Below are 15,415 nucleotides of genomic sequence, written 5' to 3'. Positions count from 1 at the left end.
TCTGCCGGGCGGTGTTGCGGAAGGCTACCGACTGCCACCCGTTCGGCCGAGGACCCGAGCCATCCCGCACCGGCGGTCATGCCTTCGCCGCCCGCTGTTTCTCCTGATGTCCCCGTTGTCCTCTGGTGCGGCACCGCACGCCCGGCCATGCTGTGCGCCGACAGCGCTTACTTCCGGCGCAACCAGCTCTGCACCAGGAGGACTTGTGGGCCTTGGCATACTCGGCACCGCAGTGCGGCCGCTCGTGCTGCTCGCGACGGTGTCCGCGATGACGGTCGGGGCCGCAGCGCCCGCAGCCGCCGATTCGAGTCCCGATCCGCGCCCCCGCAACTCCGCCGAGGTCCTCAGACCGGTGGCCCCGCCGCCCGCGAGCAGTCCGTCCGGCGGAGCGAGAGCCGTCGTGGACGGCGACGGCATCGAGACCGCCCGGAGCTCCCGGCCGCTCGCCCCCGGCATCCGGCTCAGCTCCTACGACCGCCTCGAATCCGACAAGTGGCTTCGGGTCGACACCCTCTCGGTCGACCTGGACGGCGGAGCGCGCGCCGACTACCTCTCGGCCGGCAAGGTCGCGGAACGGCGTACGGTCTCCGAACTCGCCGCCGGTCACGACCCGGGTCAGGGCCGTCGCACCGTGGCCGCGATCAACGCGGACTTCTTCGACATCAACCAGACCGGGGCGCCGCAGGGCCCCGGGATCAAGGACGGCAGCCCGGTCCACTCACCCGCCCCTGGCGTCAACCGCGCTGTGGGCATCGGGCCGGAGAACGCGGGGCGTGTCCTGCAGCTGTACTTCGAGGGAAGCCTGACGCTTCCCTCCGGACAGCACTCCCTCGCCGCGTACAACGCCGCGAACGTGCCCGCCGGGGGAGTGGGCGCCTACACCTCCGCCTGGGGGAGCGCGGACCGCGCCCTGACCGTCGACGACGCGTCACCCGTCGCCGAGGCAGCCGTACAGGACGGCAGGGTCCTCTCCGTGTCGGCCACTCCGGGGTCGGGGCCCGTGCCCGACGGCACCACCGTCCTCGTCGGACGCGAGGCCGGAGCGGCCCTGCTGACCGCTCTGAAACCGGGTGACCCCGTCGCCCTGGAGTACCGGGCACGAACCGACAGCGGAGCCGTGCCGCGGACCGCCGTCGGCGGCAGGGAGCTTCTGGTCGTCGACGGTGCCGCCCAGAACCACGACGGCGAGGGCAACAACACGGCCGCGCCCCGCACAGCGGTCGGCTTCTCCAAGGACGGCCGCACCATGCAGGTCGTCACCGTCGACGGCCGTCAGACGGACAGCGGTGGTGTCACGCTCACCGAGCTCGGCCTGATGATGCGTCAGGCAGGCTCGTACAGCGCGCTCAATCTGGACGGAGGCGGCTCGTCGACGCTTGTCGCCCGCGAGCCCGGAAGCGATACGCTCCAGGTGGAGAACAGCCCGTCCGACGGCAGCGAGCGCACCGTACCCAACGGCCTTGCCCTCACCGCGCCCGACGGCAGCGGCAGCCTCCGAGGATTCTGGGTGGAGACCCGTACACCGGCCGGCGCCGCACCCGGCGCCGACCCCGTCCGGGGCGGCCACCCCGAGCGCGTCTTCCCGGGTCTGACGCGACAGCTCACGGCCGCCGGGTTCGACGAGACGTACGGGCCCGCCCGAGGCACTCCGCGCTGGCGCACCACCGCCCCGGCCATCGGCCGCGTCGACTCCCACGGCACCTTCACCGCCCGCCGCGGCGGCACGACCGACGTGCGGGCAGAACGGGCCGGTGCCCACGGTGCCACGCAGCTCACGGTCCTGGACCGGCTGACCCGGATCCAGCCGACGACGGCACGCGTCGGCCTCGCGGACACGCAGGCCACCGGTACCTTCGGCATCGTGGGCCTCGACGCCCACGGCGCCTCCGCCCCCGTGGAGCCGGATGACGTCACCCTCGACTACGACCGGACCCTGTTCGACATCGATGACGACGGCCGGGGCTCTTTCACCGTCAGGTCCCGCACGGGCAGCGGCGCGGGACAGATCAAGGCCACCGTCCAGGGCGCCGACACCACCCTCGCGGTGAGTGTCGGGCTCGCCGAGCAGGCGGTGTCGGCCTTCGACGACGCCGGGTCCTGGAAGTTCAGCCAGGCCAGGGCCGCCGGCTCCCTCGCCGCGACACCTGACGGGCACACCGGCACCGGACTGCGGCTCACCTACGACTTCACCATGTCGACCGCGACGCGCGCCGCCTACGCCGCGCCGCCGCAACCCGTTCCCGTTCCCGGCCAGCCCCAGTCGTTCACCCTGTGGATCAAGGGCGACGGCGAGGGCGCCTGGCCGACCCTGCACCTCAAGGACGCCGCAGGCTCGGACCAGCTGCTGCGCGGCCCCTACGTCACCTGGACGGACTGGCGCCAGGTCACCTTCGCCGTACCGCAGGGCGTGGCGATGCCGCTGTCCGTACACCGCTTCTATCTCGCCGAGACGGCGGCCGCCCGGCAGTACACCGGCGAGATCGTCATCGACGACCTGTCCGCCCAGGTGCCGCCGACCGTCGAGCTGCCCGAACAGACAGCCTCTGCCGACCCGTTGATCGACCCGGCCGCCGTCACGGCACGCAGGGACTGGCAGTTCGCGGTGATGTCCGACGCCCAGTTCGTCGCCCGCGACCCGGACAGCGCGATCGTCCGGCAGGCCCGTCGCACCCTGCAGGAGATCAAGGCCGCGCGGCCGGACTTCCTGGTCGTCAACGGAGACCTCGTCGACGAGGGATCACCCGCGGACCTCGCCTTCGCCCGCCGCGTCCTCGAGGAGGAACTCGGTGACACGCTGCCCTGGTACTACGTGCCGGGCAACCACGAGGTGATGGGCGGGAAGATCGACAACTTCATCACCGAATTCGGTCCCGCCCAGCGCACGTTCGACCACAAGGGCACCCGGGTCATCACGCTCGACACATCGAGCCTCAGCCTGCGCGGCGGCGGCTTCGCCCAGATCAAGGAACTGCGCGCGCAGCTGGACGCGGCAGCGAAGGACTCGTCGGTGGGCTCCGTCATGCTGATCGAGCACGTGCCGCCGCGCGACCCCACCGTCCAGAAGGGCAGCCAGCTCGGGGACAGGAAGGAAGCGGCTCTCGTCGAACAGTGGCTCGCCGGCTTCCGCCGGACGACGGGCAAGGGGGCGGCCCTGATCGGCAGCCATGTGGGCGTCTTCCATGCCTCGCACGTCGACGGCGTCCCGTATCTGATCAACGGGAACTCCGGCAAGGCACCGGCAGGGCCGGCGGACGAGGGAGGCTTCACCGGCTGGAGCCTGATCGGTGCCGACCGCGTATCGCCCGCGGAACGGACGAAGGCGCGCCACCGGCCGTGGCAGGGCGGACCCGACTGGGTCTCGGCCCAGACACGTGCCCACGTCGACGCCCTGACGCTCGACGCGCCGTCCGTGATCGGCACGGGAGAGCGTACGAAGGTCGGCGCGAGCGTCACCCAGGGGGCGAGGACGGTGCCGGTCGCCTTCCCGCTCAGCGCCGACTGGACCGGTTCCCCGAATCTCCACATCGGCGATCAGGGCGACGCCCGGGGGCGTCACATCGCGGCGCTGGACCCGGTCACCGGCACGCTCACCGCTCTACGGCCGGGCACCGTGACACTCGCGGTGAGTGTGAACGGCACGACCCGGCAGGTGCGGATCGAGGTCGCTGCCGCGGCGGTGCTCGCCCCGGCAGCCTGAGGCAGTCCCGGTGCGGCACCCTCCAGGGCGCCGCACCGGGACCGGGCACGGTGGAGCCCCCGGCCGCGCGCCGGGGGCTCCACCGTGGCCGGTCGGTTCAGACGTGTCGAGCGCGTGTTCGTTGCCGGGACGTGTCGTACCCGCGGCCCCGGGTGACCCGTCCGTGCGGCGTCCGGCGCGGGAAGTGTTACGGAAGGACCCTTGTGGAGAGTCCCAGCAGCCCCATAGGTTCCACGCCGGAGCATGAACTGGGAGCGCTCCCATCATCGGGTCCTACCGAAAGGACATCATGAAGAGCCTCATCGTCTCTCTCAGGTCCGCACGGAGCGCCGTGACGGCGTTACTCGTGGCACTGGCCTCGCTCGCGGCGCTCGGCACGGTCGCGACGCCCGCTCACGCCGACACCCTGATCTGCGACCAGTACGGCACGGCCGTCATCCAGGGGCGGTACGTGGCACAGAACAACCGCTGGGGCACCTCGAACGAACAGTGCATCAACGTCACCGCGAACGGCTTCACCGTCGACCGGGCCGCCGGGTCGGTGCCGACGAACGGGGCACCCAAGTCGTACCCGTCCGTCTTCAACGGCTGCCACTACACGAACTGCTCGCCCGGGACCGCTCTTCCGGAGCGGCTGAGTTCGATCAGCAGCGCGCCGAGCAGCATCACGTACGCGTACGTCGACAACGCGGTCTACAACGCGTCCTACGACATCTGGCTCGACCCGGAGCCGAAGACCGACGGAGTCAACCGGACCGAGATCATGATCTGGTTCAACCGGGTGGGGCCCATCCAGCCGATCGGCTCGCAGGCCGGCACCGCCTCCGTCGGCGGCCGCACCTGGGAGGTCTGGACCGGGAGCAACGGCGGGAATGACGTGATCTCGTTCGTGGCACCGTCCGCGATCAGCAGCTGGACCTTCGACGTCATGGACTTCGTCGACCAGACCGTGGCCCGGGGCATGGCCCAGCCCTCCTGGTACCTCACCAGCGTCCAGGCAGGGTTCGAGCCCTGGCAGAACGGCGCCGGCCTCGGAGTGACCTCCTTCTCCTCGGCCGTCAACACAGGCGGCGGTACGGAGAACCCGGGTGAGCCGCAGGTGCCCGGCACCTGCCGCGTGGCCTACGGAACGAACTCGTGGTCGGGCGGGTTCACCGCCGACGTCGCGGTCACCAACACCGGAACCGCACCCCTCGACGGCTGGAAGCTCGGCTTCACCCTGCCGTCGGGACAGAAGGTCACCCAAGCTTGGAACGCGGCCCTCTCGCCGTCCTCGGGCGCGGTGACCGCGACCGGCGTGGGCTTCAACGGCCGGATCGCCGCAGGCGGCACCCAGTCGTTCGGCTTCCAGGGGACGTACTCGGGTGCTTTCACCGAGCCCCAGAAGTTCACGCTCAACGGCGCGGTCTGCACGGTGACCTGAACGCCCGGGTGAATTCTGGCAGGCCGCCCCGCCGCACACGGGACGGCATGCCTCCGGTCACACCTTGCGGTAGTCGTACGCGTCAGCGGCCGCCGCCTCCACCGCGGCCAGATCGCCCCCCGCCGACGCCGTCACCAGTGCGGCGACCGCGCCCTCGACGAACGGCGCGTCCACCAGCCTTGCACCGTCGGGCAGTTCGCCACCCTCGGCCAGCATGGCCTTCACCGTCAATACCGCGCTCCCGAGATCGACGAGCAGCGCGACTCCCGCGCCCCTGTCGACCGACCTCGCGGCCCCGGCGATCAGCTCCGCGCTGGTCCCGAGGCCTCCGGCGGAGGTGCCCCCGGCGGCAGCCACGGGGGCGGTCGCCCCACCGGCCGCCAGCTCCTTGGCCAGCTCCACGACGGCTTCGGCCACCGGGCCGCTGTGCGACACCAGGACGATCCCGACCTGCTTCTCCTCGCTCACGCGTCTCCTCCGCCGCTCGTCTCCGCGGCCTCGGCGAGCGCCGCGACCAGGAGCGCCGACGACGTCGCACCCGGATCCTGATGTCCGATGCTGCGCGCGCCCAGATAGCTGGCCCTGCCCTTGCGCGCCTGCAACGGCACGGTCGCCAGCGCACCAGCCTGCGCCGCGTCCCGGGCCGCCGCGAACGACACCTCCAGTGCTTCGACGGCAGGCAGCAGCGCATCGAGCATCGTCTTGTCCCCGCCCTGTGCGCCGCCCAGCTGAGCCACAGCGGCGACGCCCGCACCGAAGGCCTCGGCCAGTTGACCCGGTGTCACCTCGGGTCTCTCGCCGAGCGCCTTCCCGGTGCGCCGCAGGAGCGTCCCGTACAGCGGTCCGGACGCCCCGCCGACCGTCGAGATCAACTGCCGCCCCACGAGCGTCAGCACGGCCCCGGGTGTCGCGGGAGGATCCTTCTCCAGGACAGCGGTCACCGCGGTGAAGCCGCGCTGCATGTTGCTTCCGTGATCGGCATCCCCGATCGCGGCGTCGAGGTCGGTCAAACGGCTCGCCTCACGCTGGACGGCCGCCGCGGTGGCGGCCATCCAGCGAAGGAAGAAGTCGGTGTCGAGCACAAGATCTCCTGTTCCCTCACGCGCGCCGGGCAGCATTGTCACCGGCCCCAGCGGAGCGCGGACGTCTGCACCGGCGCGTCCCAGAGCCGTAGCATCTCCTCGTCCACCTGACAGAGCGTCACCGAGCAGCCCGCCATGTCGAGCGACGTCACGTAGTTCCCCACCAGCGTACGAGCCACGGCCACGCCCCGCTCGGACAGCACCCGGTGTACCTCGGCATTGAACCCGTACAGCTCCAGCAGCGGTGTCGCGCCCATCCCGTTGACAAGGGCCAGTACGGGACCGTTCGGCCGCAGATCCTCCAGCACCGCGTGAACGGCGAAATCGGCGATCTCTCCGGACGTCATCATCGGGCGCCGCTCACGCCCCGGCTCGCCGTGGATGCCGATGCCCAACTCCAGTTCCCCAGGGGGGAGATCGAACATCGGGCTGCCCTTCGCCGGCGTGGTCACCGCGCTGAGTGCCACCCCGAAACTCCGGGAGGACTCGTTCACCCGCCGCGCCGCCGCCTCCACCTGTTCCAGCGGCGCACCCTCGTCGGCGAGGGCACCGGCGATCTTCTCGACGAACACCGTCGCGCCCGTGCCGCGGCGGCCCGCCGTGAACGTGCTGTCGGTCACCGCCACGTCGTCATCGACCAGGACCCGGGCGACCCGAATGCCCTCCTCCTCGGCGAGCTCGGCCGCCATGTCGAAGTTCAGCACGTCACCGGTGTAGTTCTTGACGACGAACAGCACCCCCGCGCCACTGTCGACCGCGGCGGCGGCCCGCACCATCTGGTCGGGCACGGGGGAGGTGAAGACCTCGCCGGAACACGCGGCGGACAGCATTCCCGGCCCGACGAACCCCGCGTGCAAAGGTTCATGACCGGACCCGCCGCCGGAGACGATCCCCACCTTCCCGGCCACGGGCGCGTCGCGCCGCACGACCAGACGGTTCTCGACGTCCACGGTGAGTTCGGGGTGGGCGGCGGCGATGCCGCGAAGGGCGTCCGCGACGACGGTCTCCGGCACGTTGATGAGCATTCTCAACGATTCCTCCTGGGTCGATTGCCAGCTAGGGCCTGGAGCAGGGAATTCCCTGGTCAGTGGGCTTGTAGCGATTCTTGGTGTGTGGCGGTCGATAGCTCCCTCAGGCGGTTTCCGGCGGGGCTGATGCTGAGTTTGCTGACTTACCGTCGGATAGGCCCGAGTGTCGCTGACGAGACCAAAGACGTCGTCCAGTATCGAAGAGGCGGGGCCCTATCCGGAAGCGGCGCGTCGAAGGCTACCCCCACTCCTGCGGCACACATCGGGCTGATCGGACATGAGTCCTCAGGTTGCGACACCCGCTGCCGCCCGCGTCCTCTCGTAACCCGACTATGAGCGCGTCTTCTTTGTGGCGTCGGTGGCAGATGAGGCTGCAGGCGAGGGAGCTGGCAGCTCCTGCGGAAGCTCCGCTGCAGCACCAACCGCATCGACCTGTTGAGGCCGTCCTCGTCCTTCACCACGCAACAGCGTGAGGTTGGAAAAGACGCCATGACGGCTCCCCGTTGCATCCGGCCCGTCGGACCAGCAGGTACGGCGTTCGGCTGACCGGACGATTGGCGCCGAAGCCGACCACGGCATCACGGACTTGGCTGTGGCGGTAGCACGGTTGCTCTCCGAGCGGTGCCCTGACCGTTTTCAAGGGGAAAGCGGCCGTCGAACAGGGCATCAGTGGTGAGGGGAGTCGCCGTGCAGGCGGGCCACGTCTACGAGAGCCTTCGTGGCCATCTCGTTGACTGGCTCGGCCACGACGGACGCGTACCGGCGCCGTCGGTGACCGAACTCGCCGGGGATGGCCGGGCGGTGCTCGCCGGCAGGATTCCCGGCCATGGTGACCGCACAGTGAGCTGGACCGTGGCGGGCTACGAACTCAACCGCGCCCCGCGCATGTCCATCTACCCGCCGCTATCCAGGGGATTGGCCCAGTTTTTTACTCGGATCACGGTCTCCCACTCGGAGGAAGGCGGTGGCGGGGCGGGAACAGCCTGCCCGCGCCCGGCACCGGCGCGTCCTCGTTCCAAGGCTCGTCCCCGTCGTGGGTGACAGCGACCCGGAGGGCGTGTGCCACGATGACGGCGAATGTGTTCGCAGCAGTGCGGATCATGCTGATGACGGAGTCGTGACCGGCTCGGGAGAGGAGCACTGCGATCAATCCGGCGACGAGGCGATCAGGGCCGCGATAGGGATGTAGTGGGTCGGAGCCGTCACACCGAATACTGTTTCGCTCAGGAGTCCTTGAAACGCCCGATCGGTGCGCAGAACCGGAATCGGAAAAGTGGACAGCCTGCAAGCGTGGTCATCTCGACCTGTTCGAGCCTGAGCTGAGGCCAACCTGCTGGGGGAACACGGGGCCTAATCCAACCTGATGCGCGTGTGGGTCGTAGGAGTCCACGGCAGCTCTTCGGAGAAGGAGGGCGGCTGTGGAGATCCTGGTCAGGAGCCCATGTCGGATGCGGGGTAATCGATCACCGACAACGGTGACCGGCCCGGCCAGGCGCCACCACTCTCTGCCCGCGCCCTCCCCTTGGCCTTCGACACCAGGACGCGCGGAGGTGATCGAGGCGGTGCCCGAGAAGGACGTGGGCGCTCCCGACTACGGTCCGGACGCCCGGGCTCAGGCACTTGTGGGATCCGGTCAGAGAGGTGCGGGACCGTCGACGGTGTAGGTCTGGCCACCGGCGTTCAAGTTGGCCCGTGCCTTGCGGTAGGCGCGGCGGCTGGGCGGGTCGGTGCCGGCGTTCTGCTCGTCGCGACGGGCGGTCAGCGCGGCCAGGGCCTCGCGAGCTCCGGTGGAGGTCCAGTCGGGCAGGTCGATCTCGCGGTGCTGCCGTGCCGCCGTCTGGATCGACAGATAGACGTTGGCCGCGGCGACGGCCTGACTAGCCCGCTGGGATGCGTTCACTGTGGTGAGGACCGCGCCGAGGCCCGCCGACAGCAGCGCCAGGATGCCGGCGGTGGTTCCGCCGGTGGACTCTACGAGTGCGGTCGTCCCCGCGACGGCGGCCAGCAGAGTCGCGGGCAGGCCGAGCGCCCAGTGCGTCGCCCGCCAGCGCTTACCCTCCTCGAACTGGCACTGCGCGCTCCACATCGCGCTCTCCTCCAGCCGGCGGAATTCGGCGTCAAAGGCCCTGCTGCGGCTCGCACCGCCGTCGGTGACAGGCTCCGACGCCCCGCCCCCAGAGGGCCCCGGGGTGGTGGCCGGGTTCGATGCCGAATCCGTACCGGCTGCTGAGGTGTCCACCCGCCCACGGTAGCCCGACCGGACACACCGACGGGGTGGAACGTCCGCTTCTACGTGGGGAGTTCCTGCTCGTACGCAGCCAGCGCGGCGTGCGCGGGATGGCGCGGCGGCAATTCGTCGATCAGCTCGTGCCAGCGGGCAGGACCGATCCGTTCGTTGGCCCGCAGCGAGGCGAGCAGCTCTGCGGGGAACACCCGGTCGAGGAAGAGCAACGGAACCGGCGGTCCGTCCAGGTCCACGTCGAACTGCCCCGCCGGAGCGGGCACGGCGATCCGTCCGTGAAACACCGGGCCGGCGTCGTCGAGCAACATCCAGTACCGTCTGCGCTCCGGCGCTCCGGTGGCCTCGCCCACCTGCCCGAGCAGCACGGGCTGACACGGCGGTCCTTCGGCGGCATCCACGGCCCGGCCGCCGCCGGTCCCGGCCGCCTCCGCCGCGAGGACGTCGATCTCCATCTCGACGGTCACCCGTCCGCCGCGCGTGACGGTCACCTCCGCCTCGACCGGCCCCTGCCCCAGCGGTGTGCCCGCCGGCCCTTCGTCCTCCTCGTCGGCGGCGCGGAGTACGAAGGTGGAGTCCAGCCGGGCCGTGAGCGCGAGGTCTTCGGCCGCGGCCCGAGGCTCCGGGGCGGTCAGCCGGGCGGCGGCGAGCCACGCACTGTGGTGGAGGGCGGGCGCCGCGCCGATCCGCAGGGCGAGCCCGGCCAGCGCGGCGCGCGTCGACGGGGGAAGCCGCGCCGGATCCACCGTCAGTAGCCCGGTGAGCAGGGCGGACGCCTCCCTTCCGAACCAAGGGCCGGGGCGTACGGTGCGGAGCCCGGCTTCGAGGACGGACAGCGGTCCGGCGAGCGAGGTGGCGGCCGGGGTGAACCAATGGCGCAGCTCCCCGTGGGAGGCGGGGCGCGGCTCCCGTCCGGACCTGATCCCAGCTCCGGCTCCGGCCTCGGGACCGGGCTCGTCGAGCAGGGCGGAGGCCGCGTGGGCGGCGGCCTCGACCCGGTGCCACGGCAGGCAGTGGAAGAGGGCCGCCGGCGCGGTGGTCTCCACATCGAGCCGGTGCAGCAGGAAGTACCGCAGCTCCACGCTCTCGTCGGCGAGCCGGTTCACGGTCGCGGGGTCGGCGGGGGCGTCGGCCCACTGTTCCTCGAGCCGTGCGACCAGTTCCGCGCCGCCCGCCGAGACTCCCATCGGGGCGCCCCGGTCGTCCAGCTCGACCAGGAGGGAGCCGTCCGACGCGCGCAGGGCGAGCGCCCGCACGGGAACACCGGTCGGCCCCCGCACGACCGCGTCGGCGCGGGTCCAGCCATGGGTATGGAAGCGCGTCGCAGTCCGGGCGTCGGCGCGCTCGTCACCGTCGTTGATGGGGCCGAGCAGCCCGGGCGCACCGAGGGTGTCACCCGGCTCGAACCGGGCGACCCATCCGCTTAAGGGCCGGTGCGTGGGGACGGCACCGAGGTCGGCTCCGGACATCACAAGCCCCTCCCGTCGTCCCGGTCGAACCCGAGAGACCTGTCAGGCCGTGCCCGTACATCAGGCTCTTCCCGTATGTCGAGCCGGTCACGCTCGTCCGGCCGCTCGCGTTCGGTGGGGTGGGCGGGTACGTCCTTCCGAGTCGGCGCGGCCAGCCGGTCGAGGAGGCCGGACATGGCCGGTCCGTATCCCCGGAGCATCTCCATCTGCGCGGCCGTCGGTCCGCCCGGTTTCCACTCTCCCCACAGGGCCGCGAGCCGCGGCAACCCGGCAGTGCCGCCGTCGAGCCGCGCGGCGAGGTCCGAAGGCAGGTGGGCGGCCCAGGCCCGTAGTGCGGTGGTGTCCAGGCCGGGCCGTGTCTCCCAGCGGATCAGGAATTTAGCCGCCCGCAGCAGGAGTTCGGCGCATACGTCGGGGTGCGCCGGGCTTTCCGGCAGGGCGAGCCGGAGGAGGGGCGGTGTGGCTTCGCCGCCGTGTCCGAGGTCGGCGAGGGCCCGCCCGAGCGGGTCGAGGACGAGCCGCCGTACGGGGTCGTACAGCAATGTGTTGATGGTGAGGTCGCGCTGCCGGGCGTCCTGGAGCAGGTCGGTCCCGGTCGCCGGGTACGGCATGCCGGTGAGGCCCAGGCCCCGGTATTCCAGGGTCCGCCGGTCGCGGCGGACTGCGAGGACGGAGCAGACGAGGGAATGCCGGCTGAACCGCACGGAGAGTTCCGCGCTGTCGCCGTCGAGGGTGAGCACCTCATCGACGAGGGTGCGGAAGGCGCCGGCGGGCGCGGTGCCCGTGACGTCCAGGTCCTGCGTCGTAGCGTCGGCGGCCGGGTGGCGCGTCGCGCCCGGGACGGCTCCCGTCACCAGGTCGCGCGGAACCCCGCCAACCAGCCAGAAGCCGTGGCCGTCGGCGGCGATCCGGTCGACGAGGGCGCCGAGGTAGCCGTGGGCATCCGGCCCGTACAGCAGTCCCTCGAAGGCGGTGACGAGCCCGGGGCCGAGGGTGTCCGCGTGGTGCACGTGCCGGTCGTCGATCTGCTGGTACGGGGGAGGGCCCGTCCGTTCCAGGGTGGGATGGTGGGCGGAGTCGGCGCTCCGCGCGGGCGGCCCGCCCGCGTGCTCGTCGCCGTCGAGGAGCAACCGGTCTCCCAGGTGAGCAGCGCCGGCCCCGGCGTTACCCGCTGCCGCGTCATTCGCGTCGGACGCGGCGCCGTCGACATGGCCGAAACCGAGCACGCGACGGCCGCCCACGAGGTCGCCGGTCAGGATCGGCCCGGTACCCGGCCGCCTAAAGTCGCTCCCGACCTCCCGTCCCCGGTCCCCGGCCGGTTCCTTCCCGCCCATGACCTCCCCGCCGTGCCTGGGCGTTGGTGCTGCGGAGCCCGTCACCGTCCGGTCGTTCATCCCGCCGCCACGCCGGTCCACAGCGCCTCCCCCTTCGCGTCGGTCCGTACGAGGAGCGGGACCATGGTGGGGCCGCCGCTCCACATGCTGTAGACGATGCCGCCGTAGTCGACGTCGTCCTCATCGGGCCGCAGACCGAGCAGAGCGACGTCCCTGAGCTGCTGCGGTGTGCAGGTGATGTCCTGTTCGGGTTCGTCCACGCAGCTGCTCAGCCCTGGGTACATCAGCCCCTCGCCACCGTTGCGCCCGGGGTGCGCGCGGACGGCGCGCAGGACGGCCGCCACACCGCCCTCGCCGCGGATCCACTCATGCACCTGCGGCCGGCAGGTGCCGCACAGGGCGACGAGGCGCGCGGTGTCCCCCCTTACGGCCGCCGCCTCGATCTGCCGGGCCAGTCGGACCACGGCCTCGGGCAGTTTCTTGCCGTGGTCATCCACGACCGTCACGGCTGCGTCCGACGGCTGAGGGGCGGCGGCGGGCGGCCGGACCGCAGCGGTCTCGGCGGGGGTGAAGGCGAAGGCGGACACCCCCTTCCCCAGCGGCTGCTCCCGGCCCCTCAAGGTCAGGGTCAGTGTCCCGGTGTAGCCGGCGATGCCGGACGGAGCCCGCGTCAGGCCGGCGGACGAGGAATCCGCGGCGAGCCTGGCCACGCGTCCGTCCGCACCGAGCGCGATCCCGATCATGCCGGTGCCGAGGAAGGTCCGGACCCCGTCCCGCACGTAGTAAGAGACGAACCTTTCCGGGCCGAGGACCTGGCAGCCCTCCAACGGGCCGTAGGTGACGGTGAGTCCGTCGCCTGCCCAGGCGAAGGAGGTGAGTGAGCGTTGCCGATCGCCGATGAGAGCCCGCCGGAAGGCGGCGTCCTCCGGCAGGTGTCGTACGGGCTCCTCGGCGGTGCCGCCGGAGTGGGTGAGCAGGGTCGACCTCGTCCAGCAGGCGCCGCCGCTGTCGGAGGTGCCCCACGCGAGAGCCTTGCCGTCGGGGGCCCGCAGGGCGTCGGTGAACGTGGAGGGCTTCTTCGCCGGCAGGAGCCCGCGTACGGTGCCGCGCCGGTCGACGGCCGACACGACACCCTGGCCCCGGGTGATGCCCGGGCCCTCGGGCAGTACGCCGAAGACGACGACGTCGTCGGGTCCGCCGTCGGCGAGCTGGGCGTATGCCCCCTGGCCCTTGGAGAGCGGGACGCGGCGAGCGCGTTCGGTCGGGTAGCCCGATGGGAAGAGGGCGAGCGAGGTGCCGTCGACGGCCAGGGTCGCCAGGTCCCGGCCGAGGAAGCCGACACCGCGGCAGGGGCAGGGCTGCGAGTGCAGCCTGCCTTTGGCCACGTCGTAGATGTGGAGTTCGCCGGTGCCGTCCGACCCCTCGCCGTCGAGCCAGGCCAGGCGGTCCGCGTCGGGGGACCAGACAACCTCGGCGGGCGTGTTCGCGCCGGTCCGGGCGGCGAGCCAGGTACGGCCGGCCGCGTCGGCCAGCATCACCGCCCGCTTCTCCGGCTGCACGAAGGCGAGGACCGGCCGGGTGCGGTCCGGCCCGGCCCCGGTGGAGCCGGCGGGCGGGCGGGTTCCAGCCGGGGCGCCGCCGCCGTCGGTCGCCGTGCAGCCCACGGCGGCGAACACCCCGGCGATCACGAGGGCCGCGAGCCGACGGCCGGGCGGATGCCCGGTCCGACGCGTGCGCCGGCCCGGAAGCGGTCCTGCACGCCGTGGGCACGCCGTCCCGTCCCCGGGCGGTCGCCATACCCCCAACGGCCCGGCCGAAGACCACGCGGACGCGGACGGGGGCGCAGCCACGGTCAGGAACGCGGGTCCCGGCGCCGGTCCGTCCGGCCGAACCGGTGGCACCCGGCCGGGCAGCCGTATCCCGAGCAGCCGCGAGAGAAGGAGGAGACGGGAAAAACGGACACGTGGCATGGCGGCGGCCTCACTTCTTGTTTGAGCACAGATCGATGTAGGGCTCGGTCGGGCCGACGTGGTCGAGCCATTCCTCCTGCGTGAGCCCCGAGCCGGCCCAGCGGCACAGCACCTCGCCCCAGTCGATGGCGCCCACCCGCCACAGTTCGACCGGTCCGGCGGGCCGGTCGCCCTCCCGGCCGCGCGGTGACCGGGTGATTCCAGCCAGCACCTCGCCGTTCGGCGACCAGCGCAGGTGGAGGATCTCGTCCGTGCCGGAGACCCGCAGCTCGGGCAGGGCGAGGTCGCCGGTGGCCGCGTCCCGGACGGAGACCCGGTCGCCGTACCCGACCGCGACCCGGCCGCCGTCGGGCGACAGCGCGATCGAGGACGGCGCGGTCACGGCGCCGGTGAGCCGCAGCGGCGGGTGCGTCTCGCGGAGGTCGGCGTCGAGGAGCCGTACGGTGTTGCCCCGGCCGAGCAGGGCCACCCGCGAGCCGTCCCGGCTCCAGGCGAACCGGTGGACCCCCGGGGTATCGACCGCCTTGGTGGTGCGGGTCACGAGGTCCACGAGGACGAGACGGGCGTCGTCGGCACCGGCCCGCTCCAGGGCGAGGGCAAGCGGCCGGCTCTCGTGCAGGGTCAAGCCGAGCCCCTCGCTCGGGCCGAGCGGGACGGTGCCCACCGGTTTCCACGTACGGGTGGACCACAGGTGCAGGGGCCCGTCGACGTGCCGGGCCACGAGAAGGTCCTCGCCCGGGACGAAGCCCACGCCGACGGCGATGCGATGGGCGCTGGAGGTGGTGCCCCGGTCGGCGCCGGGCGGCTCGAGGTCCCGCAGCCAAGTCCCGTTCCGACGCCACACGGCGATCTTGGCGGCCCCGTCGAACTGTCCGGCGGTGGCCACGAACGCAGGGGAGGAGGCCGCGTCGTTGATGAAGTGGCCCGCCGACTTGTACTCCACGAGGGTCGGGTACTCGGCCATGGCGGGGTTTCGCTGGTAGGCGAGAGGTTCCGGGCGCACCCTGCGAAGGCCGTAGGAGAGTTCCCCCATGACGCTCGTGAGCAGCAGCGAACCGTCCGTGTCGAAGGTCGCGGTGCTGGACCGCTCCGCCGGGATCGCAGCCGCGCCGAGACGGACGGCGAAGGTGCGCATGCTCGGGGCCGACATCGGCCCAGGTCAGCGAGGTGGGG

General features: G+C 72.0%; 11 protein-coding genes. 2 read left to right on the top strand and 9 right to left on the bottom strand.

Translation table 11 applies throughout. The features are described 5' to 3' along the window. Window positions 1-268 precede the first annotated feature (268 nt). Both ABZS61_RS19910 and ABZS61_RS19905 read left to right on the top strand, forming a co-directional pair. A complete protein-coding gene (locus ABZS61_RS19910) occupies window positions 269-3,697 on the top strand; it encodes a phosphodiester glycosidase family protein (RefSeq protein WP_356423096.1) in 3,429 nt (1,142 codons plus the stop codon). Window positions 3,698-3,986: 289 nt separating this feature from the next. Beyond that, window positions 3,987-5,120, top strand: a complete 1,134-nt coding sequence (locus tag ABZS61_RS19905) for a cellulose binding domain-containing protein (RefSeq protein ID WP_356422554.1) — start codon at window positions 3,987-3,989, stop codon at window positions 5,118-5,120. A gap of 57 nt (window positions 5,121-5,177) precedes the next feature. Here ABZS61_RS19905 and ABZS61_RS19900 read toward each other — a convergent pair whose 3' ends face one another. The 9 genes from ABZS61_RS19900 to ABZS61_RS19860 form a co-directional block, all read right to left on the bottom strand. Further along, entirely contained in the window at window positions 5,178-5,588 is a 411-nt protein-coding gene (locus tag ABZS61_RS19900) for a PTS fructose transporter subunit IIA (protein WP_356422551.1), read from the bottom strand. Further along, window positions 5,585-6,202: a dihydroxyacetone kinase subunit DhaL gene (gene dhaL / locus ABZS61_RS19895; RefSeq protein ID WP_356422548.1), complete on the bottom strand. Its 618-nt coding sequence runs from the start codon at window positions 6,200-6,202 to the stop codon at window positions 5,585-5,587. The genes ABZS61_RS19900 and dhaL overlap by 4 nt, the downstream gene beginning before the upstream one ends. A 38-nt stretch (window positions 6,203-6,240) precedes the next feature. Beyond that, window positions 6,241-7,227 (bottom strand): dihydroxyacetone kinase subunit DhaK, encoded by a 987-nt coding sequence (gene dhaK / locus ABZS61_RS19890; protein WP_356422545.1) that lies wholly within the window; start codon window positions 7,225-7,227, stop codon window positions 6,241-6,243. Window positions 7,228-7,896: 669 nt separating this feature from the next. Continuing rightward, on the bottom strand, window positions 7,897-8,058 hold the full coding sequence (locus ABZS61_RS19885; protein ID WP_356422542.1) for a hypothetical protein: 162 nt from the start codon (window positions 8,056-8,058) through the stop codon (window positions 7,897-7,899). Window positions 8,059-8,863: 805 nt separating this feature from the next. Beyond that, window positions 8,864-9,469, bottom strand: a complete 606-nt coding sequence (locus ABZS61_RS19880; RefSeq protein ID WP_356422539.1) for an SLATT domain-containing protein — start codon at window positions 9,467-9,469, stop codon at window positions 8,864-8,866. Window positions 9,470-9,519: 50 nt separating this feature from the next. Then, window positions 9,520-10,938, bottom strand: coding sequence for a hypothetical protein (locus ABZS61_RS19875; protein WP_356422536.1), 1,419 nt, complete (start codon window positions 10,936-10,938; stop codon window positions 9,520-9,522). Next, window positions 10,938-12,272 (bottom strand): hypothetical protein, encoded by a 1,335-nt coding sequence (locus ABZS61_RS19870; protein WP_356422533.1) that lies wholly within the window; start codon window positions 12,270-12,272, stop codon window positions 10,938-10,940. The genes ABZS61_RS19875 and ABZS61_RS19870 overlap by 1 nt, the downstream gene beginning before the upstream one ends. Window positions 12,273-12,328: 56 nt before the next feature. Beyond that, window positions 12,329-13,960, bottom strand: a complete 1,632-nt coding sequence (locus tag ABZS61_RS19865; protein WP_356422530.1) for a hypothetical protein — start codon at window positions 13,958-13,960, stop codon at window positions 12,329-12,331. Window positions 13,961-14,252: 292 nt separating this feature from the next. Continuing rightward, window positions 14,253-15,392, bottom strand: a complete 1,140-nt coding sequence (locus tag ABZS61_RS19860; protein ID WP_356422527.1) for a WD40 repeat domain-containing protein — start codon at window positions 15,390-15,392, stop codon at window positions 14,253-14,255. Window positions 15,393-15,415: the final 23 nt, after the last annotated feature.

It is taken from the genome of Streptomyces sp. NPDC005566, from assembly GCF_040605575.1.
Classification (GTDB): Bacteria; Actinomycetota; Actinomycetes; order Streptomycetales; family Streptomycetaceae; genus Streptomyces.
Note: the sequence above shows the minus strand (reverse complement) of the source record. Positions and strands in the feature narration are given on the sequence as shown.

Bases quoted from the DNA above. Each gene is read 5' to 3' on its own strand.
- ABZS61_RS19910 (WP_356423096.1), top strand. From the start codon at position 269: ATGACGGTCGGGGCCGCAGCGCCCGCAGCCGCCGATTCGAGTCCCGAT.
- ABZS61_RS19905 (WP_356422554.1), top strand. From the start codon at position 3,987: ATGAAGAGCCTCATCGTCTCTCTCAGGTCCGCACGGAGCGCCGTGACG.
- dhaK (WP_356422545.1), bottom strand. From the start codon at position 7,227: ATGCTCATCAACGTGCCGGAGACCGTCGTCGCGGACGCCCTTCGCGGC.
- ABZS61_RS19885 (WP_356422542.1), bottom strand. From the start codon at position 8,058: ATGGCCGGGAATCCTGCCGGCGAGCACCGCCCGGCCATCCCCGGCGAG.
- ABZS61_RS19875 (WP_356422536.1), bottom strand. From the start codon at position 10,938: ATGTCCGGAGCCGACCTCGGTGCCGTCCCCACGCACCGGCCCTTAAGC.
- ABZS61_RS19870 (WP_356422533.1), bottom strand. From the start codon at position 12,272: ATGGGCGGGAAGGAACCGGCCGGGGACCGGGGACGGGAGGTCGGGAGC.
- ABZS61_RS19860 (WP_356422527.1), bottom strand. From the start codon at position 15,392: ATGTCGGCCCCGAGCATGCGCACCTTCGCCGTCCGTCTCGGCGCGGCT.